This window comes from Acinetobacter sp. SH024 (genome assembly GCF_000163635.1).
In the GTDB taxonomy this organism is placed as follows: Bacteria; Pseudomonadota; Gammaproteobacteria; order Pseudomonadales; family Moraxellaceae; genus Acinetobacter; species Acinetobacter pittii.
Genome location: NZ_GG753600.1, coordinates 1,171,344 through 1,193,026, shown reverse-complemented (window position 1 = coordinate 1,193,026; position 21,683 = coordinate 1,171,344). Strand labels below are relative to the sequence as shown.

Below are 21,683 nucleotides of genomic sequence, written 5' to 3'. Positions count from 1 at the left end.
TAGTAATATTTGATTAATATTTTCAATTATTTACAAACTTGTTGAAAAGTTGCTAGAGATTTGTCTTTGCTATCTCTTAGCTTGATAATTTCATTTCTTGCTTCATATAGTTGCTTAACACTTTTCTTGGTGTCTTCGGTGATATTGGCTTTATATCGCTCATCCATATTATTTATATAGTTTTGCATGTAGACGGTCAGCCAACAGACATCGTTGAGATCGGTATAGTCAAACTTATTTTTATCTAAGCCAGTTAACCAATTACCATACTCATCATTCAGTAGACTTTGTGCAGTTCTTACTTTTACAAAAGTATTTTTGAAAATGATCTCTTTTAGAGCTGGTTCTTGTTTTATGTCTTTATTGGCTTCCAAAATCAACTTTCTATTATCAGTAACGTAATTCTTGAAGTCCTTTTGAATAAATGTATCTACATCCTCTTTTTCAGATGCTTTACATCCATTGAAGCCAACCAAAAGAAGCGGTGCTAAAAATATTAATATCGTTTTCTTCATATTATTACTCGTGACTAGAAACTACTGAGCGGCGGTGTATATTGATATTGTCGTATAAACTGCGATACGGTAGCACTATCATACGGATAATTAAATACTTTTTTATATATCCTCATTAATAGGCATGGTCGATTATTAACATGAATAGGCTAAACTAATTAAAAGATATCTCTTAAAAGAGGAGTCTTTCATAAAGAAATCTTCTATTGACATAAAGATGACTTACTCTGAAATTTTAAATAACTTTCTAAGATATTAACCCTATATGGTTACATATAACTTATTTTTTAGTTTAAGTAAGTTTTGATATTATTGTATTGAAAATTAGAGCAGGAACTATAATGACAAGTCCTATTTTTTTACAAGACCTTCCTATTGAACAATTAGAAAAGCTTTCAAAAAATGATATTCAAAAGATTTCTAATGCTGAAAAACTCTATTGGGATAATAAACCTCATATTATTTACTACGTGGCTGTACATGGTGCTAAAACTCAGAACGATGGTTTAGTTAATGTATCTTCTACTAATACAAAAATTAAAGGATTATCTATTGCCCGTGTTGGAGATGAAGTTATTTATGCAGATGGCACAACCTCCAAAATCATCTCTGGTGCTGGTACAGCATGTATTGTTGATGGATCACCGGTAGCTCTAGTGGGCAGTCGATTAGAAAATGGGGATGAAATTATTGAGATTCCGAATAATACTATTGCGATTAGAATTTACAAAGATCAGGCCTTACCTCAAAACTTTTTGAGTCATGACTAATTTTTAAGGGGTAGGCTATGGCTAAAGGTTTTGCGATTCACAACGCTATTACTGATCATGGTGGAGTTGTTCCATCTACACAATCGAGAAGTTCTCAGATGGGAAACTTGTTTGTTAGAGCTGGTGATGGTCATATGTGCCCTAAATGCAGGTGTTGGTCAGTAGTTATTAAAAGTCATGACCATGTGATTTTTGATGGTAAACCAGTAGCATATGTGGGTGATAAATTATCATGTGGTGCAACGATTCAACCACAACAGTCTCATGTTGTAGGAGAGAGTGGTAGTCCTTATTCTGGAAAGGACAACCAAAAAGATTCATCTATTAATAAAAAATTTGATGAGCAAGTTCAAGTAGAAATCAATAACAGTTTTTCAGAGCTTTTTGCAGGATTAGGCTATAGACTTAAAGTTGGAGAAAAGGTCATTGAGGGAACTTTAGATTCTAATGGCAAAACAGAAAGATTTGAAACTCAGAATGCTGCACAGGTTTCTGAATTTGAAATCTTTTTTAAAGACAAAATTAAATATTTCTCAGATTTAGATGGAGAAGAGTAAAATGGGCTTTAGTATTCTTGAAAATAATTTAGATAAAATAATTACTAATAATAAGAAAGATAGCTTAGCCAAATTGAAATTAAGGACGAGAACTTTAACAGCAGGGGAAATTGAGTTATGCCAATTAGTCTATAAAAATACAATAGATTATTCTAAAGTTACAATTATAGAAGGTAGTTTTTTTCCATTTGATTTACAGAATGAAGATACTTTTGTGACTCCAAATGGACATATTTTCATTCCAACCAAACATTTTTTATTGGATTATAGTAAGGAAGATATAAGCTATAAACATTTATTTATTCACGAAATGGGGCATGTTTGGCAACATCAAAGAAAGAATAGAGTACTTATAAGTGCGGGAATAGCACAGGCATGTACAGTTTTTAAGGACCCATATAAATATAATATACATAATGCCGACACTGTGGCTGACTATGTCAGATATAAGAGTAATAAGAAATTTGTAAATTACAACCTAGAGTCACAAGCAGAAATTTTTGCAGATTACTGGGCATTAAAAACAAATAATTTACAGGCTATTAGTAGAAAAAACTTAATCAATATAGATAGAAATAACTTACAGGCTACAATAGCAGTCTATGAAGCAAAAATAAGAGAAGTAATTAAGTAGATCGATATGAAAGAGAAAAAAATTGTTGGATATGTCTTAGTAACATTATTTTTAATTTCAATTATTTTTATGCTCAATAAAAATAAGAATGAAGAATTTAAAATAAGCTTGATACATGATAGCTTAGTTATCAATTTCCCAAATAAAATCTTTGTTAAAAATTATGCAATTAAAGATTTTGAAAAAGATAATTTTTCAACTCCAAATGGACCAACAGAGTATAGAAAAGTATTAGAAAACTCATACTACAAAGAAGTTGATCATATAAAAATAGAAAATATTTCAAAATACAACATTATACCAGATCATGCTTATTTTTATGTTATGACTCAAGAAAATGATCATGATTTAAATGCTAGACTAAAATCTCTAGGTTTCTGTATAAAAGGAAATAGTGTGCTATTACAAAGTAGCCGAGAGAAGGATTCAGATTTTATAGAAAAATGTCATGCTAAAGATAAATAAAATTTTAACCCTGATAGTAATCATTTATTATTAACAAGATAAAATTTTAATGAAACTATTATATTTATTACTTTTTATTAGTAGTACTGTTAACGCCTCTCCATATGCCACCCTATATGTAAAAATTAAAGACAATGATGTCTGTGTATTTACAAAAGGAGATTACGATAAAACACCGGATGACAAAACTTTGATTTACATGGGAAAAGTGGATGGAATTAATACTTTTCATGATTCTTATTCAAAGACTTATTTGAATCTTAAAATGCCTATTATTGAAGAGAACTGTATTAAAATTAATAAATCAGAGTTTAAAGAGAATTTGCCCTATTCGATTTGGCTTGAAACTGATCAAGAGTATAATCAACGAATATGTGTAAATCAAAATTCCGAAGGAAAAACTGTATTATTAGATGCTAAAGCAGATCTAGAAAAAGGTACATATTGTGGCACAAACCAATATGATTACTCTAGCAATAGCCTTTGGACTAAATTAAAAAATCTTTATTATTGGTTAGTTAGCTTATTTTAGAGCTTTAAAATTCAAAGTATTTTATATGAAATCACTTAATAAGTTTCTTATTTTATTTATTCCTTTTCTAGTTATGGGTTGTACAAGCTATAACAGAACAAGAACCGATATTGTTATTTATAAAAATGAAGGAAATCTCTATTTCTCATTCCCGATAGATAAAAAAGTTTTGGTATATCATTATGAAATTAATGACTATGAAAACTTTGAATCAGATGGTATGACTTACAAACGACTATTTGTTTCTCAAGAAATTGACAAAGAAATGAAAGAGATTATTTTGGAGAACTATAAATCAAATGAAATTGTAGAAAAACATGCTTACTATATGTTGCTAGGAGAACAAGGATTAAATAACACTAGTGTTGGATTCACTACTATAGGTTTTTGTTTGTATAAAGATAAGGTTCTTACCGAACAGAAAAGTGAGAACACTAATACATTTATTCAAAAATGCCATGATTTATAATGCTGTAAATAAAACTACGCAGATGCTTAACCTCAGACCTAGTAGTGGGGGGATTACATTAAAAGTACTTTGCATTAAATTATTGTATTTACTGATTTTTATGAGTGGTTCTGTTAGTGCTTCTCCCAGTTCAACATTATATGTAAAAATTAAAAACAATAATGTGTGTGTATTTACAAAAGGGGGTTATGATAAAGCATATGGAAACCAGACTTTAATTTATATGGGTAAAGTAGATGGAATTAATGCTTTTCACTCTTCATATTCAAAAACTTATTTGAATCTTAAAATGCCTATTATTGAAGAAAACTGTATTAAAATTAAATCTTCTGAATTTAAAGAGCCTTTTCCATATGATGTTGTTCTTGAAACAGACCAATCATATACACAAAGAATTTGCGCAAATAAGACTTCAGAAGGTCACATAACATTATTAGAAGCTGAAGCAGACCTTGATAAAGGTATATATTGTGGCATTAATCAATATGATTACTCTAGTAATGGCCTTTGGACTAAATTAAAAAATCTCTTTTATTGGGTAATTAATTTTTTAAATTAAAACACTTAAAGAGATCATAGATGATTTTGGATACTATATATGTATTCAGTTATAGCTCTTCATTTCCACAAGTGAAGAGTTTTTTATTCTATAGTCTGACACACAATTGATCGAATCTAGTTCATTTCGAGTAGTCGAAATGGGAGAAAGATACAATTGAACCAAACTCTCTTATAAGCAGGCCCCCGTGCCACAACAGAACTTTAATTTTTTGCGCTGATTTAAAGTCATTTACCATTGCGACACAGAGATAAGGGAGCTAAGCCAAATGCTTAGCCCATGTCTTCTTTATCGCACCGCCGCATCACGCTAAAAAAAGTAGGGGCAAAGTCCTGTGGGAGAGCAGGACTTTGCAAACTGACATGTTCTAGACGTTGCATGAGCTTAGGCGAATACACTTGTTCAAGCCGTTGGTAAATACAGTTGCAACTGGCTTGGCTGTGCCCACCAGACAGGCAAATTTTTTCAAAATCCTGTTGAGTGTGGAGGTCACAACCCGAAACACTGTAATCACCGATCACAAGGCCTAAAACCAAAATAGTTTTATAAAATTTCATATTATTCTCGTAATGATTGGGGATATATCAATGAGAAAAAATAAACCGCTAAATTTAAGTTTTAAAATCATTTTTTAAAGGCAATAGTTAACCTGCCTATAAAAGCAATAAAATAAAATGACTTAAATTTTAAAATAAAAATAATTTATAAATTTGAAAATTTAGATAATAGAAAACCCAAATTTTAAATAAATAAAAAGTTTATAAGGGAGAGGGGATTAATCTAAAAAAGGTCATGGTTAACTCCTAAAAATTTATGGAGCTCTACCACCAAAAATCACCGTCAATTGATTTGGGTGGTAGAACGAGAAGGGGTTGACAGACTGGGTATACACCAGCACGCGCAAGCGCGTCCCCCTCCCGTCCTACCGCAACGGTAAGGGGGAGGTGCAGGTTGCGCACAAGTCTGATACTCAGGAAGTATAAACCTGATACGCTGTATACTCGGTCTGTCAAAACCGACTGGCAATGTAGGCCAGCGGGACCATAATAATCATAAGTTTTTAACAGGTCAATTCAATTTAAATAAAATATTATAAAAATTTTAAATATAAATTTATATTTTAATTAAACTCAAAAGTTAATATATTTAAAGCCGTAAATTAATAAAAATAATAAAGCTAAACTAAACGTTTAGCCTGCTCTTAAAATGTATAACGGTAATTAATAAATACACGGTGCTGGTCCCAATCTTTCCGAGACATACCATTTATTTTTTCACCTAGGTTTGCATTTTCAAACTTTGACTCATAATGTAAAAATGAATAACGCACATCTAAGTTTTTCACCCACGGCAAGGCATAACTTAATGTTAAGTCAAAGTAACGCTCTTTACCCTCAATATCACTGCTGATGTTACTTTGGTGAGCGCCAAAGCCATAAATATACTTCGCTTCGGTTTTTAAACCTTTCACATAGTCTTTCCAGTTATATTTCAACCGAAGGGCAACGGCGGTTTCATCGTTATTGGTAAAGTCAGGGCCAATGGTAGCAGAGGTCGGAAACGGGTTGGTGCCGTGGTCTTGCGTTAAAACCGAGTTGCGGGCGGAGTGCACGGCAAAGTTATCTTCAATCCAAAAACCATCAAACTTTGAAACGGCAATGCCCCCTTCAATATTATTCTTGGCCACATTTACATCTACAAAATAACCATTACCACGGTTGTTAACGTCTTGGCCTTTTACACAGTCCAACTCGGTTTCGGCACCGCATTTAAACAGCTTGCCATCGTCACGCGAGAAAAGAGCACCCGTGTTAAATGTCCACACCAAGCCATGCAAGGGCAATTTATATTGAGCAATCGCCCCGTACTTTTTTAAATAATCTTTGCTATTTAAATACTCAGCATTTACGCTCCAGTTTTTGTATTGATACTTGGCACCAAGCAAACCGACATAATCAATGCGCTCATCATTTTCAGTCACCAGTTTTTCAAAAGAGTCCATGCTGCGCGGTTTCCAGCGGTCATAGTAAGCCATGTAAGTTTGTAGCTGATCATTCAGTTGAAACTGACCACTCGCACCCGAAAAAGTGTCGGGCACCGCGCGGTTATTGGTGCTTTTAAGCAAGAGTGAGTCTTGTAACTGGCGGCCTAATTTAATTTCGCCTTTATCGCCTAGTTTTGCTTTGATGTAGAACTGGCCTAAAGTTGCAAAGTTTTGGTCGAGTTTGCCGTTATTTTCGACCTCTAAAAGCTGAGCGCTCGGCTTGCCAGAGTCAAACAACTTGGTGACTGCATAGAGTGAGCCATCTACCCCAAGCCAGTCCCACAAGTAAGGTGACTGATAATTTAACTCAAGCCCTAAGGCACTTTGTTCATATTCACTCGATGAAGGCGAAGGGTTGGCAAGCGTGGGGTGGGCAGTGCCTTCATCGTTCCAGTAACGGGTATTAAGTTTTAATTCTAACTTGCCAAATTCTTGAGGAAGCTCTGCATATGCGTTGCTCACGCTGCTTAAACCAATACAGCCCCATAGCAAATATTTATTCATTTTAAATTCCTTTTTTAAGCATGAATAAGCCCTTTGCCTAACGCTGAGGTTAGGCAAGCTTTTTATGAAATGGATGAATTAAGGAGAGAGTTTTTCGAGCACTTGGCCTTTGGTTTCAATGGCAAACAAGAAGGTCACAAGGCCACCAATGAGTGCCACAACGGCAAGCACACTAAACACATATTGAATGCCATAGCCACCAACTACGAGACCCACCATAACAGGCCCAATTGCAGAGCCGGCACGTAGCCAAGCAGTACTAAACCCGATGCCCATCGCACGTAGGCGAGTTGGGTAAAGTTCGGCAGCGTAAAGGTATAAAGAGAATGAAATGGTCTGCAAAATGGCATAGCTAATCGTTGCGAAAATTACAACTTCCATGGCCGATTTAGCGCCTAAAACCGAGAGGCTCATGAGTGGAATAATCGCCAAGAAAAACGCTGCACTGTACCAAGGGCGGCGGCCGACTTTATCAATCATTAACGCACAGATAATAGAGGCAATCACACCCACGCCCGAGGTAATCCAGCCATAACCTAAGCTGGTTTGCAGCGACAGACCAAAGTGTTGTTTGTAGAGAGATGGCAGCCAAGTCACCATGGCATTGTTCACCATATACACGCAAAACCACATGCCCCACAGGGTAAAGGTACGTTTGCGGTAAATGCCACGGAACAGCTCGCGCCAGTCGGTTTTTGCCATGCCTTGCGGGTTAATTTCTTTAACCACAGGTTCAGGCAAAGTTTTACCGCTTTTGATGGCACCGTCTTCAAAGCTTTTGACGACTTGATCGGCTTCTTTAAAGCGGCCTTTGGAAGCAAGCCAACGTGGTGACTCAGGCAAGAAAAACCGTAAAGGAATGACCAGTAAAGATGGAATTAGTCCCACAATAAACATGACTTTCCAGCCGTAAATTGGCATCAGGAAAAATGCCGCCATGCCTGCAAACATAAGACCAAGTGGGAACAAAACTTCATAGAGCAAGAAAAACTTACCGCGCTTTTCTGCACCAATAAACTCGTTAATGTAGGCACTCGCAACAGGCACTTCGCCACCTGTTCCAACACCTTGTAAGAAACGGAAAATTAACAGCGACATTCCGCTCCACGCAAACAGACAGGAAATGTCCATTGCCACAAACAGTAAAATGGTAAAAGACAGTACTTTTAAACGACCGACTTTTTCGGCAAGAGAACCAAAAAAGATTGCACCGACCAGTTGCCCGACATAGCCCGCAGCAATGATCGCACCGACATAGGCAGGCGTCAGGTGCCATTCGGTAATGAGTTGGGGTAAAGCAAAGGCAATTGCTAGAACAGTATAAGCGTCAAAAAAAGTCGCTATACCAATGGTAATTCGCATAAATTGCAACCGACCAGTGACGGGTAACCGTTCAAGTCTTGCAATAATTTCCGCATTTTTTTGATGATGACTAATTTGTTCTACATCCGCTAGATTTGTCATCTTCTATCTCCTTATTACTACATTCCTCGTAGTTTTTTTGTTCTATTTCGCACTACCTGTTCACCACAGTTTGCATGCTTTTTATTATTGTTTTTAAGAGACATGCCCGATGTTTGGCCTCAGGCAGCGTACAGGAAAAAAAGGCTAGCGTACATGCTAGCCCGAATAGAATTTAAGCAACGGCTTGGGTTAAATCGACCTTGCCAATTCCAGCTTGACGCATTGCATCATGAATTTCTTGCTCAGCACCATCTGCCAGTGGAAGCAGAGGCGAACGCACAGTGGCATGGTCCAAAATTCCGCGAGCAACCAGTGCATGTTTAAGCGCGACTGTGCCTTCCATGTGTGAACCGCGGTGATAGACATTGCGAGTCACTGGTAATAATTGGTCGTGAATAGCACGTGCTTTGGCGTAATCTTTGGCTTTGCCTGCTTTAATCATTTCAATTAAAAGTTCAGGGGCAATGTTGCCGTAGCCAACCAAAGCGCCGTCTACATCAAACATGGTGTGAAGCAAATATTCATCGTGGCATGTCAACACCTGTAAGTCTGGACGTTCACGGCGAATAATCGGAATTTCGACATCCCAGCGGCGCATGTTACGTACACCATTTTTCATGGCAAACACACCTGGCTGTGCAGAAATATCGAGTAGAGTCTCTAGGTCGTAAGTGGCCTTCGTTGCATCTGGATATTGGAATAAAATAGATGGCAAACCACTTTCTTCATAAATCGCTTTATAGCGGTCTTGCGGTGCGCCTTTTTGATAGCCAAAACGCAACCAGCCGTGTGAAGGGTAAATCAAACCTGCCGAAGCACCCGCGCTGACTGCACGTTTTGCTTCTTCTGCTGCAACCGAAGTACCTTCGAGTGTAATCCCTGCGATTACCGGAATTTTGTCATCTACCGATTTAACAAAGCTTTCGATGACCTGCATTTGTTCTTTTTGCGACAAGAATGTTCCTTCACCTGCATGCCCAAGAACAACCAAGCCTTTCACACCATCAATACTGCCTAACCATGAACCTAAACGTTGAATTGCATTATGGTCTACTTGTCCATCACGGGTAAAAGGAGTCACAGGTGCTGGGGTTAATCCACGTAAATCTAAACTCATAATCGTACTTCCTATATAGTGTAATTAAATATTCTCTGGTTCTTAATCTGACTTAAATCGTGTTGTAGAGAACATGATTGGAGTATAGAAATAGGTGAGCTATGTAGGAATTACCAATTCTTGAATTTCAGTTATACTCAAAATGTATGGCTCAAAATACTGCCTATTTACGATTTAGGAAGAATCGATGAATTATGAATTATGGAAAATATTTTTAGACGCGGTGGAACTCGGTAGCTTAAGCAAAGTCGCGATGCTGCATAACACCAACCAACCGCAAATCAGTCGGCAAATGAACGAGCTTGAAGCGCAATGTGGTGGTCGTTTATTTAACCGAACTGGACGCGGCGTTGAACTCACCGATTTAGGTCAGCATTTACTTCCTAAAATTCGTTCATGGCTAAACGTAACCGACCAACTCAATAATGAAATTTTACATTCGACCGATACACCGATCGGGACGGTTCGCATTGCCAGTTTGCCGTCTACTGCACATCCATTGTTATCAACGTTGTATAAAGTGCTTCAAGAGAAATATCCCTTAATTAAACTGTCGGTGCGTGAAGGGCAAGGGGTGCATTTGGAAAAATGGCTTGAAGATGGCAGCGTCGATTTAGCCATACTTTATCCCTTTAATCCAACGCCTAAACAAGGCGATGTTTACCTTACCGAAGCCGATACTTATTTGGTTGGATGCGAAGGTGATGAGTTAACTCAGGCCAATGAAGTCGACTTTAAAGAGGTAAGTAAGTTACCACTGGTCACGTTTTGCAGGCCAAGTAACTGGCGCAATTTTTTAGACCACATGGCTTATGAAAATGGGGTAGAGCTAAATATTGTGTTTGAGGCCGACTCGATTAGTTTACAAACGCATTTGGTTTCCGAATCTCGCATGTACACCATGCTGGGGCCGCAAGCTTTAAAAAAAGCCAGCCAATACACCTCAATTCAAGCCGCAAAAATTATTAACCCCGCACTCAAGCGCTACATTTCTTTGTCTATTTCTAAGCACGGCTATTTAACACCTGCGTGTAAGGCGGTAATGGAAGAAATTAGAAATCTTGCCGATTTGCTTTAAGAAAAGTGCAGCAAAGCGAGCGGATAATTAATTCAATTTATTAAACAGTGATTTAAGTTTTACTTGAATTATTGCTTGACTTGTTTAAATGATAATTATTATCATTTGTGGGTTCCTTGTTTTGAGTCCAATTGCTGTGAACAAAACTTCTTTGCTTGTAGATCAGTTATATAGAAGTCACCAAAGCTGGCTTCACCAATGGTTGAGACAAAAATTAGGTAATACTGATCAGGCCGCAGATCTGGTTCAGGACATATTTATTAAACTGCTACAAACCCGAGACGAGCTATTCGGCATTAAGGAACCGCGTGCTTATTTAACCTCGATTGCTAAAAATCTGCTCATTGACCAAGTGCGCCGTAAACGCATTGAACAAGCTTATTTAGATGGCTTGAGTCAAATGGAATATATGCTTGATGCAGTGGCGTCACCCGAAGACCAAATGCAAATTATTCAAGCGATTAACCAGCTTTGTAAAGCACTCGAAGGAGTTTCTGATAAAGCACAGCAAGCTTTTATTTTGCATTATCTCGAAGGCTATACCCATAAAGAAATTGCCGAGCGTTTAAATGTGTCGACCAAAATGATTCAAAAATATTTGGCGAGCTGTTTAATTCAGTGCTACCAAAACCGACAAGACATGGACGCTTGCATTTAAATGGCCATGGATAAAAGCAAACATCACCAGTTGGTTGAAGAAGCCGCGCATTGGATTGTTCAACTGAGTTCGGATGATGAAAGCTCACGAAAAAACGCCAAGCAAAAATTTGAAGAGTGGAAAAAAACCAGTGAGCAACACCGTCAAGTGGCTGCCGATATTGAACAGTGCATTGGGTCAATTCAAAAACTTTCCCAAACCAGCGGACATAAAAAAGTCACTAAAGTTGCCCTTAAAGCTGGCCTAAACTCAGGCAAAGCCTATAAACATTTGCGGGCAGGAACAGCTTTTGCCGTTGTGTTTGTTGCCATGAGTGGGGCGTTATTTTATTTAACTGACACCACTGTGGCCTATGTGACTGCCGATATTCAAGGACAATCGGGGCAGTGGACCACGCAAACCTTACCAGATGGTTCACGTTTAATTTTACGTGGTAAAAGCGCAGTCAATCTTGATTTTAAAACCAACCAGCGAGTGGTTGAGTTGGTGCAAGGTCAAATTTATGTCGATGTTGCCAAAGATAAAACTAGACCGTTTTTGGTCAAAACCAGTCATGGACAAATTCAGGCACTCGGCACAGCTTTTAGCGTCAGTTATGACCCTTCGGCAACCGAACTCAACATGTTGCACTCGAAGGTAAAAGTAGAAGCCACGCAAGTTAAAACCACTCAATTGCACGCTACTCGTCAGGCTATTGTCGAGGCAGGTCAAGCCATTAAAATGGACCAAAATGGCGTACAAAAATTGCCTGAACTGAATGTTTATAACGAACAACAAAAATGGCAAAAGCATCAGCTTATGGTAGAAAACCTGCCGCTGAATCAAGTGTTACAAGAGCTAGACCGCAACTACAAAGGCAAAATTATTTTTAATGATGCGGCACTGCAACACGTGCGGGTCAATGCGGTATTACCTTTAGACCAAACCACAGAATCGCTTAAGCTTTTGGCTACGGTTTTTCCAGACCTGAAAATTAAGCAAATCACGCCGTTTGTGGTCATGGTTTCTTTAAAATAATAAAAAATTAAATTTATTTTCGATTTTAGGTTCCACTTTTTTGAAAGTCGTTCGTCATAGTAAGTAGAAGCAATAAATATGGATCATTTTAATTTGTTGTATTGAATGATTCTTATTACGATTTACTGGGGCGGGGCAAATGAAAAAAGCGGGAACAGGGCAAAAGCGGAATCGATCGATTTTTCGATTCTCAACACTGGCGTTTGCAATACATGCTGTGTCGATGGGTGGGCTTGTTGTACTTCCTATGCAGCAGGCTTATGCAGAAACAGCTGGGGTTAAAAGCTATAACATTCCTGCGGGCCGTCTTGCTAACGTACTGAATCAGTTTGCCGAACAATCGGGTACTTCAATTGCAATGGATGCCCAACAACTCCAAGGGCTACATAGCCTAGGCTTAAAAGGTAACTTTGCAGTCGAACAAGGTTTTGAGCAGCTTTTAAAAGCAACCGAATTTAATGCTGTAAAAGTTGGGCAGGGCTACACACTCACCAAAAAATCTATGCCGCGAGTCACTCCCGCTAAGGTCCAGACCGCTAGTCTGCCGCCAAGTAGTGCTGTAATTGAAGAAGATGCGTCGGTACGACTTACGCCAATTGTGGTGTACGGCAAAGAAGACCGTGACACAGAAGGCTATAACAAAGTTTATGACGCAAACCGTTCTTCGGTCTATGCGGGCAAAGACTATGTCGAACGCTTTAAAGGAACCAACCCAGCCGATGTTTTACAAGGTATGGTGGGAGTCTATAGCGGTGATGCCCGTAACAGTGGCGCACTCGACCCAAGTGTACGTGGTGTGCAGGGTGTTGGTCGTGTGCCTTTAACTATTGATGGCACTGAACAGTCGATTGCCGTGTGGCGTGGCTACAACGGGGTAAATAACAGAAACTATATCGACCCCAATCTCATTGCGGGCATTGAAGTCATTAAAGGCCCATCTTTAGAGCGCAATACGACAACTTCTGTAGGTGGTGGTGTGGTAGTTAAAACGCTAGAGGCCGATGACATTGTTCGTCCGGGTAAGTCTTTTGGTGCAGAGTTAAAAGTAGAAGGCTCAACTAACTCAATCGATCCATCTTTGCCAGATATGAGTAAAGTGGGCCAAAACTACGATGCCACAACGCCTTGGATCGACATGAACGGGTCAAAATATGACCCCGATATTTATAAAAAGAACCGGACCAGAAGTGATAACTCTCATTTTTCGGGCGATGACTTAGCGGGCCGACTGGCAATTGCCACCAAGCAAGACAAATTCGATTTACTGGCAGTTTATGCAGTACGTGAGCGCGGCAACTATTTTTCGGGTACACATGGCGCGGGCTACTATAAACGAGCGACGCCAGACAGTAGCCTCGATTTTATTCCTTACTTTGCCTATGCCTATCAACCGGGAGATGAAGTTCCCAACACTTCAAGCCATATGGAGTCGTGGTTGTTAAAAGGGACCTATCGCCCAACCGATAACCAGACTCTTAAACTGACCTACCGAGATACCAAAAATATTTTTGGTGAAATTATGCCATCTCGAATTGTTTGGGGCATTACGCCTGACTTGGGTGTTCCGCAGTGGCCTTTAAGCAATATTCACTTTAAAGCTTATAGCTTCGAATATAAGTTTAAGCCTGAGAATAATCGCTGGATTGATTTCTACGCCAACATTTGGCAAACCGACACCGAAAGCCAGACCTACACACGTGGTGGATGGCCAACCACAATCGATTTTCGAGATAACACCATTATTAACACGGCGATAAGCCATTCTGACAATACGCGTAAAGGCATTACGGTCAGCAATAAAACCCGTTTGTTAGACCAGCTTGATTTGACACTCGGTGGAAGTTTCTTAAAAGAAAAGCTGACATCTGACGATATATATGGCGAATTTGGCCCAAGTTATTCGCTCTATCAAGCATTGCCACGAGCAGGGCGCCGTGAGGAAAAAACATTCGACTTTAACTTTAATTATAGACCGCTATCTTGGTTAAGTTTTGATGCGGGCATGCGTTATCGTTCATATTGGGCTGTTGATGACTTTTTAAATAAGTCTTTGCAGAGCGAGATTGACCCGAGTTTAAATCCGCTGTTTACCAAAAAAAGTAGGCTTAAAGAATATACCTTTGAATATCAGACCATGCCTGAGAGTTACACCTCGACTCAGCAGCGTTTAATCAATGTTTTAAAACAGCGTTATGCCACAAAAAATCCTGATTGGGATGGGCAGCTCGACACTGTACCTGCATCTGAGAGCACTTTATATAACATGATCTGGTCACAGAAAAATACGCTGACCTGGAAAGCCGATGCGAATGGGCAATTGTCGCTTGCCGATAATCCTTTAAACCAGCTCAATGCCTCTGGCCAAAAGTACGTCGTAACTGGCGGGAATTTTATGTCGGTGGTAGACCAAGTTCCAGTTGAGTCTGCCGACAAAGTTAAAGATAGCGGCTGGGCACCGCAGTTAGGTGCCTCAATTCACCTTACGCCAAACAGCAGAATCTATGCACGCTATGCAGAGGAATATCGCTTACCAAGTTTGTTTGAAAGCACTGTCGGTTTTTCTGCCATGTTGCCATATCAAGCAATCAAACCTGAACACGCTTTTAACTACGAAGTAGGGTATGTCTATGACATGCGTGATTGGTTTAGCACAGCGCGCAATGCCGACATTAAGCTCGCCTATTACTACAACAAAACCAAAAATGTGATTGAGCGTGACCAAAACCTTATTTTTACCAATATGGATGAGCAAAAGCTATCAGGTCTAGAGTTACAAAGTCGTTTTGATAATGGCGGTTTTTTCACAGACTTGAGCGTGGCCTATAACTTAAAAAATGAAGTATGTGACACCAATAGTGCCATTAACAAAATGATTTTAGGCGGCACGGTTCAAACCGAGCAGGGCCTTGAGTTCCGCGAACCGTATCAGCGTTGTGTCGATGACGGTTTCCCAAATGGCTACTTGGTAACAATGGCCACTCCTGAACTGAGTTTCCACGGTTTGCTTGGCGCACGCTTTTTTGATGAAAAGTTAGAGCTCGGTGCACGCGCAACATTCTATAAAGCTTATGAAAGCCCGCTACGCAAAAACAATGATGCTAGCGTCAATAAAGGCTATTACCTCAATGTGCCTTTGGCTTGGGATGACACGTGGATTTTTGATGCCTATGCGCGTTATCAGTTCGATAACTACAACACGGTTGAGTTTGTCGGCAGTAATCTTTCTAACCAGTTTTATATCGATCCTTTAACTCGTAGTGCCATGGCCGCACCCGGCCGAACGATGAAAATTAGTTGGACCACCAAATTTTAAACAGAATTTGATTCCCTCTACACATACATAAAAGGGAGTCAGGTAACGGTAAATAATAAGTTTGAATGATTATTATTTACAAGAAGAGAGTAGGTTTGCAGCTGGGCCTACTCAATAAACTAAAAAATAGCGAAATCGTTATTTTAAATTAAACAATAACTTAGTTTTAAAAAAGATGGAGTAACAACAAATGAAAATCTCTCAATTGTTCTTGGGTCTCGTTGCTTGTTCAACTGCATTTGCTTATGCAGGAATTGATGGTATTTCGAGTAATGAAAGTAACATCAAAATCGGTGCTGCTGCCAATGCAAGCCATCCGGGTGGTGTAGCAGCGGTGTCGGTTCAAGCTGCGGGTGCACCATATAACGCTTTTACAGGTTTTAGTTCGTTAAAAGGTTTGGCTCAGGCTTTTGCTGCTCAGGGAACGAGTAACACCAATGTAACGGTTGGCAGCAAAACCTTTAATATTTCACATATTCCAGTGTCTGCAATGCCACCTTCACACAGTGCATTAGGTAATTTTAACTTTGGTCAGGTGGGCACACAGGAAGTCTATTTTGGTGAATGGTGGAAAGCGGGCGACACGCCGGCAAGCGCGAGCCATACCGTTTACTACGCGGGTGATAACACCAATACCACTGTTCCAACCGCGGGTACTGCAACCTATACCGTTGCAGGGATTAACGGTTCTGGAAGCAATCTGTTAAGTGGTACGTTCACGGCAAATTATGGCGCTGGTACACTTGAAGGAACGCTTACAGGAACTGGTACGGCTGTTTCATCATTAAGCCTAGATGGTGTGGCATTTAACCCAGGTACTGCTGCGTTTGCAGGTTTGGCAACGGCTAATGGTACGGCTGGTGTCGACAACTCTGGTGTAGTTCAAGGTCAATTCTTCGGTGCAAATGCTTCGGCTTTAGCGGGTATTGCCCAGTTTGATAACGTGTCTTACAACACTGCATTTGGCGGTGCTAAAAATTAATCAATGCAAAAGGAATCTAAATATGTAGGTTCCTTTTGTTTTTGGGCTTTTGCTTGGTTGCTTCAGGTTTATTGTTTTATGAAACGAACGCTTTTGTGCTGTCTGACATTGTTGAGTTGTCCATTTTTATATGCCGACGAAGACACACAGCTTCGTCTCAATCAAAGCTTGGACCAAACACTTTTACAAGAACAGCGCCAGTTTCACGAGCAGGGAACCATTCGTAGTACCGAGCAATTACCAAAACTTCAAATTAATGGACAAGAATATAGTGTTGAGCAAAATCCGAATGATCTTGCCAAGGCGTTATATTTGGCAGTCATGCAAAAACAGTGGCTCAAAGCCACGGTTTATTTAGAACATTATAAAAAATATGTTGGCTACGATCGGGCTTTAACCGACTTTGCCGAAGGGGCAGTTGCACGTTCTCAGGGTCAACTGAAATTGGCTGAACAAAAATTTCAAAGCAGCTTAAAACAACAACCTCATAATTTAATTTGTGAACTTGAGTTAGCGCGCGTGCTGTTTGAACAACAGAAAAATAAGGAAGCAGCACGCCTTTTTATTTCCATTCAAGACCAACTGAAACAAAGTGATCCCGCTGTTATTCCTTCTGGGGTTTTAACAACAGTGAATACCTTTGTCCAAGCATTAAAAAAACGAGACTCTTGGCAAGGCTCGATTTCAGCGGGTTATACCTATGTTAGTAATTTAAATAGTTCGTCTGAACAAAGCAAAACATGGACGCTTTATGGCAAAGATAGTGACGGTAATATTATCCCAATTGAGCAAGTTACCCGTGGGACCCCTAAAGCTGAATCGGCAACGGGGTTAGATTACGAAGCCAGTCTGATTAAACGCTATGCGATTAAGGGGCATCATGGCATGGCTTTACGTGCACTGGCGTTTGGACAGTCCTATAACGACCACGCGGCATTTAATGAATCTACCATTAACATTAATGCAGGCTACAGCTACTTTGACTTAAAAAATCAAATTGGGGTGAGTCCGCTATTTGAACATAAACGTTATGGCAATGATGGTCTTTACAATGCCTGGGGTGCGCGTGCCGAGTGGATGCATTTTATCTCTGCAGATAAAGCTTTCAAGCTTGAGGCTGAGAGTAAAGATTTAAATTATCAGAAATATAAAACCCTAGATGGGGTAGAAAGCTCAGCTTTTGCTACTTTCTGGAAGATTTTTCCAGACCAGTGGACTTTTTTTGGTGGTCTAGATGTGCTCGACCATTCGACCCAAGAAAAATACATGGCTGCCTACCAACAGCAAGGTGTGCGATTGGGCTTAAGCAAATCTTGGAGTACAGGATTTAATACCACTTTGCTGAGTTCTTATCGTTGGCGCCTGTTTGATAAATACGCAGAAACTTTCTTAGCTCGTCGTCATGATTTTGAACAAAACTATACCCTTGTTGTGCAAATGCCGCGCTTTGAGTTTTATGGCATGACGCCTAATTTAACCTATCGCTATAACCATAATAAAAGCAATGTTGATTGGCTGTATTCCTACGATAAACACAACATTAGTCTCAAGCTTGAGCATCGTTTTTAGGGAATAAGCCATGAAATCAAAATCTTTATTCCCTACACATAAGCCGATGGTTATGTTGCCTTTACCACAAGGGCCGAAGCACTTTTATAAGTGCTTAACCGTAGTGGTGGTGATTGGACTGCATGTATTTGCTGTCTGGATGCTGAGTCATTTAATTGAACCTTATACTTTTAAAGCAACACCCAAAGTAGATGCCTTAAAAGTAAGTTTTGTGTCATTGGCGCCTGCTAAAAAGCCATCGGCTGAAAAGATCGAAAGCCAACCTAAAAAAAGTGTAACGCCTCAATCTACGTTAAACAGTTCAGTCTCTTCAGTACCTGAAGAATCAAAAAAATCGCCTACCAATGTCCAAACATTAGTGTCAAAAGCTGCCCCTAAAGAGGTTGTGCAAAATAATTTAAATGACAAACAGCAAGTACAACCCAAAATGACTTTAAACAATCTAGCTTCGTCTCAAGCAGCGCAGCCTACAGAAAGGCGAGTGGCTCATAACGATAAAAAACTGAGTTCGACAGACCTTGAACAAACGCAAACTGAGCATTTGCTACAAAACACCAATAGCGAAACCAAAAGTGGCGGTATCAAAACACCCGCAATGCAGCAAGAATATTCCAAAGCACCGAGCACTCAAGTTGAACACGATGATGTTGTTCAGGTGAGTAGTGTGGATGTGCTGAGTTTTGGCGGGCTTGACTACGATGACCGCGAGTTAAAACAACAAAATCGTTTGGTTGAGCTTCGAATTCGCATTAATGAAAAAGGGCAGTCAATTGACATCCAATTACGTCAAAGTTCAGGCATTCAAAGCCTTGATGAACGGGTCATGCAAGCTACACGTAAATCCAGATTTAAACCCCACAAAATTAACGGTCGAGCCGTGACCATTGTTGTGGATTTTCCAGTCCAACTCAAACTCAATCGGGGCCGTTAACCGATGAGCGATATCCATTTTGCAGGAGAAAGATGATGAACTCATCTACAGACCAAATCATTAGCAACAGCTTGTCTTTACGTTTGAAACAAGAAACTGCTGCTGAACACGAACGTATGCATCAATTAATGTCAGAGGCAAAGGTGTTTTCAAGTAAAGAAAAATACGCGCAATTTACGTTGTCTCAATATTACTTTCAGCGTGAAATTGAACATCTTTTTGAGAAAGAAGGGGTAGCAGGCCTGATTCCAGACTTAGACATTCGTGGCCGCTCAAAACAAGCACTTGCCGATTTAAATGATTTGGGTATTCAACCCAACGGGCAGCAATTACAGAGTGAAAACGTACAGCTACCCGAAGCTTTAGGCTGGATTTATGTGTCTGAAGGTTCAACTTTAGGGGCTGCATTTTTATTTAAAGAAGCTCAAAAGCATTTAGGTTTTTCTGAAACGTTTGCTGCGCGTAATTTAGCGGCCTATCCCGAAGGGCGCGCTAAAGTTTGGAAACGTTTTGTACAAGCACTTGATGAAGCAGGCTTTGACCAAACCCAGCAAGACCGAGTTGTTCAAGGAGCGTTAGATGCCTTTGGATATTTTGGTCAAGCGCTTGATCAGCTTGATGAATTGAAATAATAAAAAGTGGATAAAGGGAATACCCGATATGGATAAACTCAATCAAGTAAATGTAATCGTAAAACATGAGCAGTCGTTAGCACCCGCTCAACCAGTCAGTAAGCTTTCCCGTTCTGTTTGGGCACGTTGGGTGTTTATTGGTTTGGCTTGGTTGTGTATTGCGCTTGGCATATTGGGTATTTTTATTCCGGGTTTACCCACTGTCGACTTTATGATTTTGGCGGTTTTCTTTGCTGCTCGAGGTTCTGAAAAACTCCATCAATGGTTTCGAAATCATCGCTATATCGGCCCACTCATTCGTGAGTGGCAAGAACATCGTCGTATTCCCAAAAAGGCGAAATACATCTCGACCTTAAGTATGAGTCTGGCTGCGGGACTGATGATTTGGACCATTCCGCATCCGTGGTTTGTCTATCCAGCAATTTTATGTATGGCTGGGGTATTGGCGTGGATGTGGCTTAAAAAATAAAATTATGACTGGCATTTTTGCATGGTACGCATCATGGATTTTACAAAATCACGCGGTATTTCAGGACTTTGTAAACTCAAACTTCCAAGTTTATGCATGAGCTTAGGGGAGTATTGGCGTTCTAAACGATGATAAATGCATGTACAGCTTGCACGGCTGTGACCAGCAGCAATACATTTCAAATAGAAATCACGATGAGGACTGTTTTTTTGACCCGCGAAGGCAACAGATACAAATAATAATCCCCCTAAAAAAACTGAAAAATTATAAAGTGACATATATCTACTCGTGATTGTTGTTATTGATTATCCATATTTTGGCATAACTTTTTCAGGTCCAAAACCAGTTGATGTCAACTAGCGGCTTCATCATAGTTAGAACAGTTTTGGAGGTCAAATTGATTTGAGGAGGAGAACAGTTTAGTGTTTTAAAAATAGTCAATTTTGATTGTTGCCATTTTAAAGACAGTGTTACGACATTACGCACCCTATTTTTTTACATGATTTTTTGCTTTCATAAACGCTTTAGTATTATTCATTTTTAAATCATTTATATACAACTTGCTTACTTTAAAGTTTTAATTTAACAGGATATTTTTTATGACAGATACCCCAATTAAAAAAGACACAGAAAGTACCTGGGCAATATGTCGAGATCCTGTTTTACTTACCATGGTGGGTGGAGCAATTGATACTATTGGCTTTATTGCATTGTTTGGCTTTTTCACCGCGCATGTGACGGGAAACTTAGTGTTGGCAGGGGCAGCATGGGTTAAAGGTGGCTCTGGTTTATGGATAAAGCTCGCAGCAATTCCACTATTTATTTTGACTGTTGTCATTACCAAACTGTTGATTGACCGCAGTCAGGTCAAGCACAAAACGCTGTCTTATTTATTTTTATTTGAAGCTATTTTTCTATGTGCCTTTATGGTGGCAGGGCTTTACTTCGAGCCATTTAAAGATCCGGATGCGCTAACAGTTGCAGTAACAGGAGGACTGGGTTTAATTGCTTTGGCTATTCGTAATACTTCAAGCAAAACCCTTATTAAAAATATTAGCCCAAGCACTATGATGACAGGCAACACTACCCAGCTTGGGATTGATATTGCCAACTTACTTAAAAACAATAATGCAGCCAATCGGGCCAGCTTTCTAAAAAGTGCCAGTATTGTAATTGGTTTTGTGATTGGTGCTTTCTTGGGAGCGATCCTCTATGTCTATTTTGATTTCTGGAGTGTAGCGCCGTTTATCTTACCAATTTTGTATTTCTCTTATTTAGCTTCAAAGCAAAAGTTCAACCAAGCTTGATTTGAAAAAATAACAAAAAGCCTGAATTAAAATGAGTTCAGGCTTTTTTTTGAAATAAAGGAAGACGGAAGCGGAGTCGAAATTGTTCGTTCATTGC

General features: G+C 39.4%; 23 protein-coding genes. 17 read left to right on the top strand and 6 right to left on the bottom strand.

What is annotated here, in order from left to right:
* Positions 1–26 precede the first annotated feature (26 nt).
* Positions 27–515 carry a hypothetical protein gene (locus tag HMPREF0013_RS11445; protein WP_005803097.1) on the bottom strand — a complete coding sequence of 163 codons (489 nt, stop codon included), beginning with the start codon at positions 513–515 and terminating at the stop codon, positions 27–29.
* 341 nt (positions 516–856) lie between these two features.
* Between HMPREF0013_RS11445 and HMPREF0013_RS11440 the strand changes: the two genes are divergently transcribed.
* From HMPREF0013_RS11440 to HMPREF0013_RS11410, 7 genes are all read left to right on the top strand, one after another.
* Entirely contained in the window at positions 857–1,285 is a 429-nt protein-coding gene (locus HMPREF0013_RS11440) for a PAAR domain-containing protein (protein WP_005803095.1), read from the top strand.
* A gap of 17 nt (positions 1,286–1,302) precedes the next feature.
* Entirely contained in the window at positions 1,303–1,842 is a 540-nt protein-coding gene (locus HMPREF0013_RS11435; protein WP_005803094.1) for a PAAR domain-containing protein, read from the top strand.
* Between the two features lies 1 nt (position 1,843).
* Entirely contained in the window at positions 1,844–2,476 is a 633-nt protein-coding gene (locus HMPREF0013_RS11430) for a hypothetical protein (RefSeq protein ID WP_000506972.1), read from the top strand.
* Between the two features lie 6 nt (positions 2,477–2,482).
* Positions 2,483–2,941, top strand: coding sequence for a hypothetical protein (locus tag HMPREF0013_RS11425; RefSeq protein ID WP_005803091.1), 459 nt, complete (start codon positions 2,483–2,485; stop codon positions 2,939–2,941).
* A gap of 49 nt (positions 2,942–2,990) precedes the next feature.
* Entirely contained in the window at positions 2,991–3,473 is a 483-nt protein-coding gene (locus HMPREF0013_RS11420) for an NF045616 family extracytoplasmic (lipo)protein (protein WP_005803089.1), read from the top strand.
* 25 nt (positions 3,474–3,498) lie between these two features.
* The gene (locus tag HMPREF0013_RS11415; RefSeq protein ID WP_005803088.1) at positions 3,499–3,942 is read left to right on the top strand and encodes a hypothetical protein; all 444 of its coding nucleotides are present in this window, start codon (positions 3,499–3,501) and stop codon (positions 3,940–3,942) included.
* A gap of 73 nt (positions 3,943–4,015) precedes the next feature.
* Positions 4,016–4,501 carry an NF045616 family extracytoplasmic (lipo)protein gene (locus HMPREF0013_RS11410; RefSeq protein WP_025464113.1) on the top strand — a complete coding sequence of 162 codons (486 nt, stop codon included), beginning with the start codon at positions 4,016–4,018 and terminating at the stop codon, positions 4,499–4,501.
* Between the two features lie 272 nt (positions 4,502–4,773).
* Here HMPREF0013_RS11410 and HMPREF0013_RS11405 read toward each other — a convergent pair whose 3' ends face one another.
* The 4 genes from HMPREF0013_RS11405 to HMPREF0013_RS11390 form a co-directional block, all read right to left on the bottom strand.
* Positions 4,774–5,058 carry a hypothetical protein gene (locus HMPREF0013_RS11405; protein WP_005803085.1) on the bottom strand — a complete coding sequence of 95 codons (285 nt, stop codon included), beginning with the start codon at positions 5,056–5,058 and terminating at the stop codon, positions 4,774–4,776.
* A 644-nt stretch (positions 5,059–5,702) separates the two neighbouring features.
* Positions 5,703–7,049 (bottom strand): OprD family outer membrane porin, encoded by a 1,347-nt coding sequence (locus HMPREF0013_RS11400; RefSeq protein ID WP_005803083.1) that lies wholly within the window; start codon positions 7,047–7,049, stop codon positions 5,703–5,705.
* A 78-nt stretch (positions 7,050–7,127) separates the two neighbouring features.
* Positions 7,128–8,513, bottom strand: a complete 1,386-nt coding sequence (locus HMPREF0013_RS11395) for an MFS transporter (RefSeq protein ID WP_005803081.1) — start codon at positions 8,511–8,513, stop codon at positions 7,128–7,130.
* A gap of 172 nt (positions 8,514–8,685) precedes the next feature.
* A complete protein-coding gene (locus HMPREF0013_RS11390) occupies positions 8,686–9,630 on the bottom strand; it encodes a dihydrodipicolinate synthase family protein (protein WP_000050879.1) in 945 nt (314 codons plus the stop codon).
* Positions 9,631–9,817: 187 nt separating this feature from the next.
* On the opposite strand from HMPREF0013_RS11390, the gene HMPREF0013_RS11385 reads away from it, so the two are divergent.
* The 9 genes from HMPREF0013_RS11385 (at position 9,818) to HMPREF0013_RS11345 (ending at position 20,279) form a co-directional block, all read left to right on the top strand.
* Positions 9,818–10,708 (top strand): LysR family transcriptional regulator, encoded by an 891-nt coding sequence (locus HMPREF0013_RS11385; RefSeq protein ID WP_005803078.1) that lies wholly within the window; start codon positions 9,818–9,820, stop codon positions 10,706–10,708.
* A 136-nt stretch (positions 10,709–10,844) separates the two neighbouring features.
* On the top strand, positions 10,845–11,366 hold the full coding sequence (locus tag HMPREF0013_RS11380) for a sigma-70 family RNA polymerase sigma factor (protein ID WP_005803076.1): 522 nt from the start codon (positions 10,845–10,847) through the stop codon (positions 11,364–11,366).
* The gene (locus tag HMPREF0013_RS11375; protein WP_005803074.1) at positions 11,367–12,383 is read left to right on the top strand and encodes a FecR family protein; all 1,017 of its coding nucleotides are present in this window, start codon (positions 11,367–11,369) and stop codon (positions 12,381–12,383) included.
* Between the two features lie 139 nt (positions 12,384–12,522).
* The gene (locus tag HMPREF0013_RS11370) at positions 12,523–15,696 is read left to right on the top strand and encodes a TonB-dependent receptor domain-containing protein (RefSeq protein WP_005803072.1); all 3,174 of its coding nucleotides are present in this window, start codon (positions 12,523–12,525) and stop codon (positions 15,694–15,696) included.
* A gap of 190 nt (positions 15,697–15,886) precedes the next feature.
* Entirely contained in the window at positions 15,887–16,678 is a 792-nt protein-coding gene (locus HMPREF0013_RS11365) for a Slam-dependent surface lipoprotein (protein WP_002041986.1), read from the top strand.
* Between the two features lie 102 nt (positions 16,679–16,780).
* The gene (locus HMPREF0013_RS11360; protein WP_079377674.1) at positions 16,781–18,247 is read left to right on the top strand and encodes a porin family protein; all 1,467 of its coding nucleotides are present in this window, start codon (positions 16,781–16,783) and stop codon (positions 18,245–18,247) included.
* A 10-nt stretch (positions 18,248–18,257) separates the two neighbouring features.
* Entirely contained in the window at positions 18,258–19,178 is a 921-nt protein-coding gene (locus HMPREF0013_RS11355) for an energy transducer TonB (RefSeq protein ID WP_005803067.1), read from the top strand.
* A gap of 32 nt (positions 19,179–19,210) precedes the next feature.
* A complete protein-coding gene (locus HMPREF0013_RS11350) occupies positions 19,211–19,810 on the top strand; it encodes a biliverdin-producing heme oxygenase (protein WP_005803065.1) in 600 nt (199 codons plus the stop codon).
* 28 nt (positions 19,811–19,838) lie between these two features.
* A complete protein-coding gene (locus tag HMPREF0013_RS11345; RefSeq protein ID WP_005803063.1) occupies positions 19,839–20,279 on the top strand; it encodes a YbaN family protein in 441 nt (146 codons plus the stop codon).
* 2 nt (positions 20,280–20,281) lie between these two features.
* On the opposite strand, the gene HMPREF0013_RS11340 is transcribed toward HMPREF0013_RS11345, so the two are convergent.
* Positions 20,282–20,557 (bottom strand): hypothetical protein, encoded by a 276-nt coding sequence (locus tag HMPREF0013_RS11340; RefSeq protein WP_000061143.1) that lies wholly within the window; start codon positions 20,555–20,557, stop codon positions 20,282–20,284.
* Positions 20,558–20,878: 321 nt separating this feature from the next.
* On the opposite strand from HMPREF0013_RS11340, the gene HMPREF0013_RS11335 reads away from it, so the two are divergent.
* Positions 20,879–21,586 (top strand): YoaK family protein, encoded by a 708-nt coding sequence (locus HMPREF0013_RS11335; protein ID WP_005803061.1) that lies wholly within the window; start codon positions 20,879–20,881, stop codon positions 21,584–21,586.
* The last annotated feature ends 97 nt before the right edge of the window (positions 21,587–21,683 follow it).

Coding starts and splice junctions, on each gene's coding strand:
- HMPREF0013_RS11350 (WP_005803065.1), top strand. CDS start 19,211: ATGATGAACTCATCTACAGACCAAATCATTAGCAACAGCTTGTCTTTA.
- HMPREF0013_RS11340 (WP_000061143.1), bottom strand. CDS start 20,557: ATGTCACTTTATAATTTTTCAGTTTTTTTAGGGGGATTATTATTTGTA.
- HMPREF0013_RS11405 (WP_005803085.1), bottom strand. CDS start 5,058: ATGAAATTTTATAAAACTATTTTGGTTTTAGGCCTTGTGATCGGTGAT.
- HMPREF0013_RS11355 (WP_005803067.1), top strand. CDS start 18,258: ATGAAATCAAAATCTTTATTCCCTACACATAAGCCGATGGTTATGTTG.
- HMPREF0013_RS11440 (WP_005803095.1), top strand. CDS start 857: ATGACAAGTCCTATTTTTTTACAAGACCTTCCTATTGAACAATTAGAA.
- HMPREF0013_RS11400 (WP_005803083.1), bottom strand. CDS start 7,049: ATGAATAAATATTTGCTATGGGGCTGTATTGGTTTAAGCAGCGTGAGC.
- HMPREF0013_RS11430 (WP_000506972.1), top strand. CDS start 1,844: ATGGGCTTTAGTATTCTTGAAAATAATTTAGATAAAATAATTACTAAT.
- HMPREF0013_RS11415 (WP_005803088.1), top strand. CDS start 3,499: ATGAAATCACTTAATAAGTTTCTTATTTTATTTATTCCTTTTCTAGTT.
- HMPREF0013_RS11435 (WP_005803094.1), top strand. CDS start 1,303: ATGGCTAAAGGTTTTGCGATTCACAACGCTATTACTGATCATGGTGGA.
- HMPREF0013_RS11385 (WP_005803078.1), top strand. CDS start 9,818: ATGAATTATGAATTATGGAAAATATTTTTAGACGCGGTGGAACTCGGT.
- HMPREF0013_RS11370 (WP_005803072.1), top strand. CDS start 12,523: ATGAAAAAAGCGGGAACAGGGCAAAAGCGGAATCGATCGATTTTTCGA.
- HMPREF0013_RS11335 (WP_005803061.1), top strand. CDS start 20,879: ATGACAGATACCCCAATTAAAAAAGACACAGAAAGTACCTGGGCAATA.
- HMPREF0013_RS11445 (WP_005803097.1), bottom strand. CDS start 515: ATGAAGAAAACGATATTAATATTTTTAGCACCGCTTCTTTTGGTTGGC.
- HMPREF0013_RS11420 (WP_005803089.1), top strand. CDS start 2,991: ATGAAACTATTATATTTATTACTTTTTATTAGTAGTACTGTTAACGCC.
- HMPREF0013_RS11395 (WP_005803081.1), bottom strand. CDS start 8,513: ATGACAAATCTAGCGGATGTAGAACAAATTAGTCATCATCAAAAAAAT.
- HMPREF0013_RS11375 (WP_005803074.1), top strand. CDS start 11,367: ATGGCCATGGATAAAAGCAAACATCACCAGTTGGTTGAAGAAGCCGCG.
- HMPREF0013_RS11365 (WP_002041986.1), top strand. CDS start 15,887: ATGAAAATCTCTCAATTGTTCTTGGGTCTCGTTGCTTGTTCAACTGCA.
- HMPREF0013_RS11390 (WP_000050879.1), bottom strand. CDS start 9,630: ATGAGTTTAGATTTACGTGGATTAACCCCAGCACCTGTGACTCCTTTT.
- HMPREF0013_RS11425 (WP_005803091.1), top strand. CDS start 2,483: ATGAAAGAGAAAAAAATTGTTGGATATGTCTTAGTAACATTATTTTTA.
- HMPREF0013_RS11345 (WP_005803063.1), top strand. CDS start 19,839: ATGGATAAACTCAATCAAGTAAATGTAATCGTAAAACATGAGCAGTCG.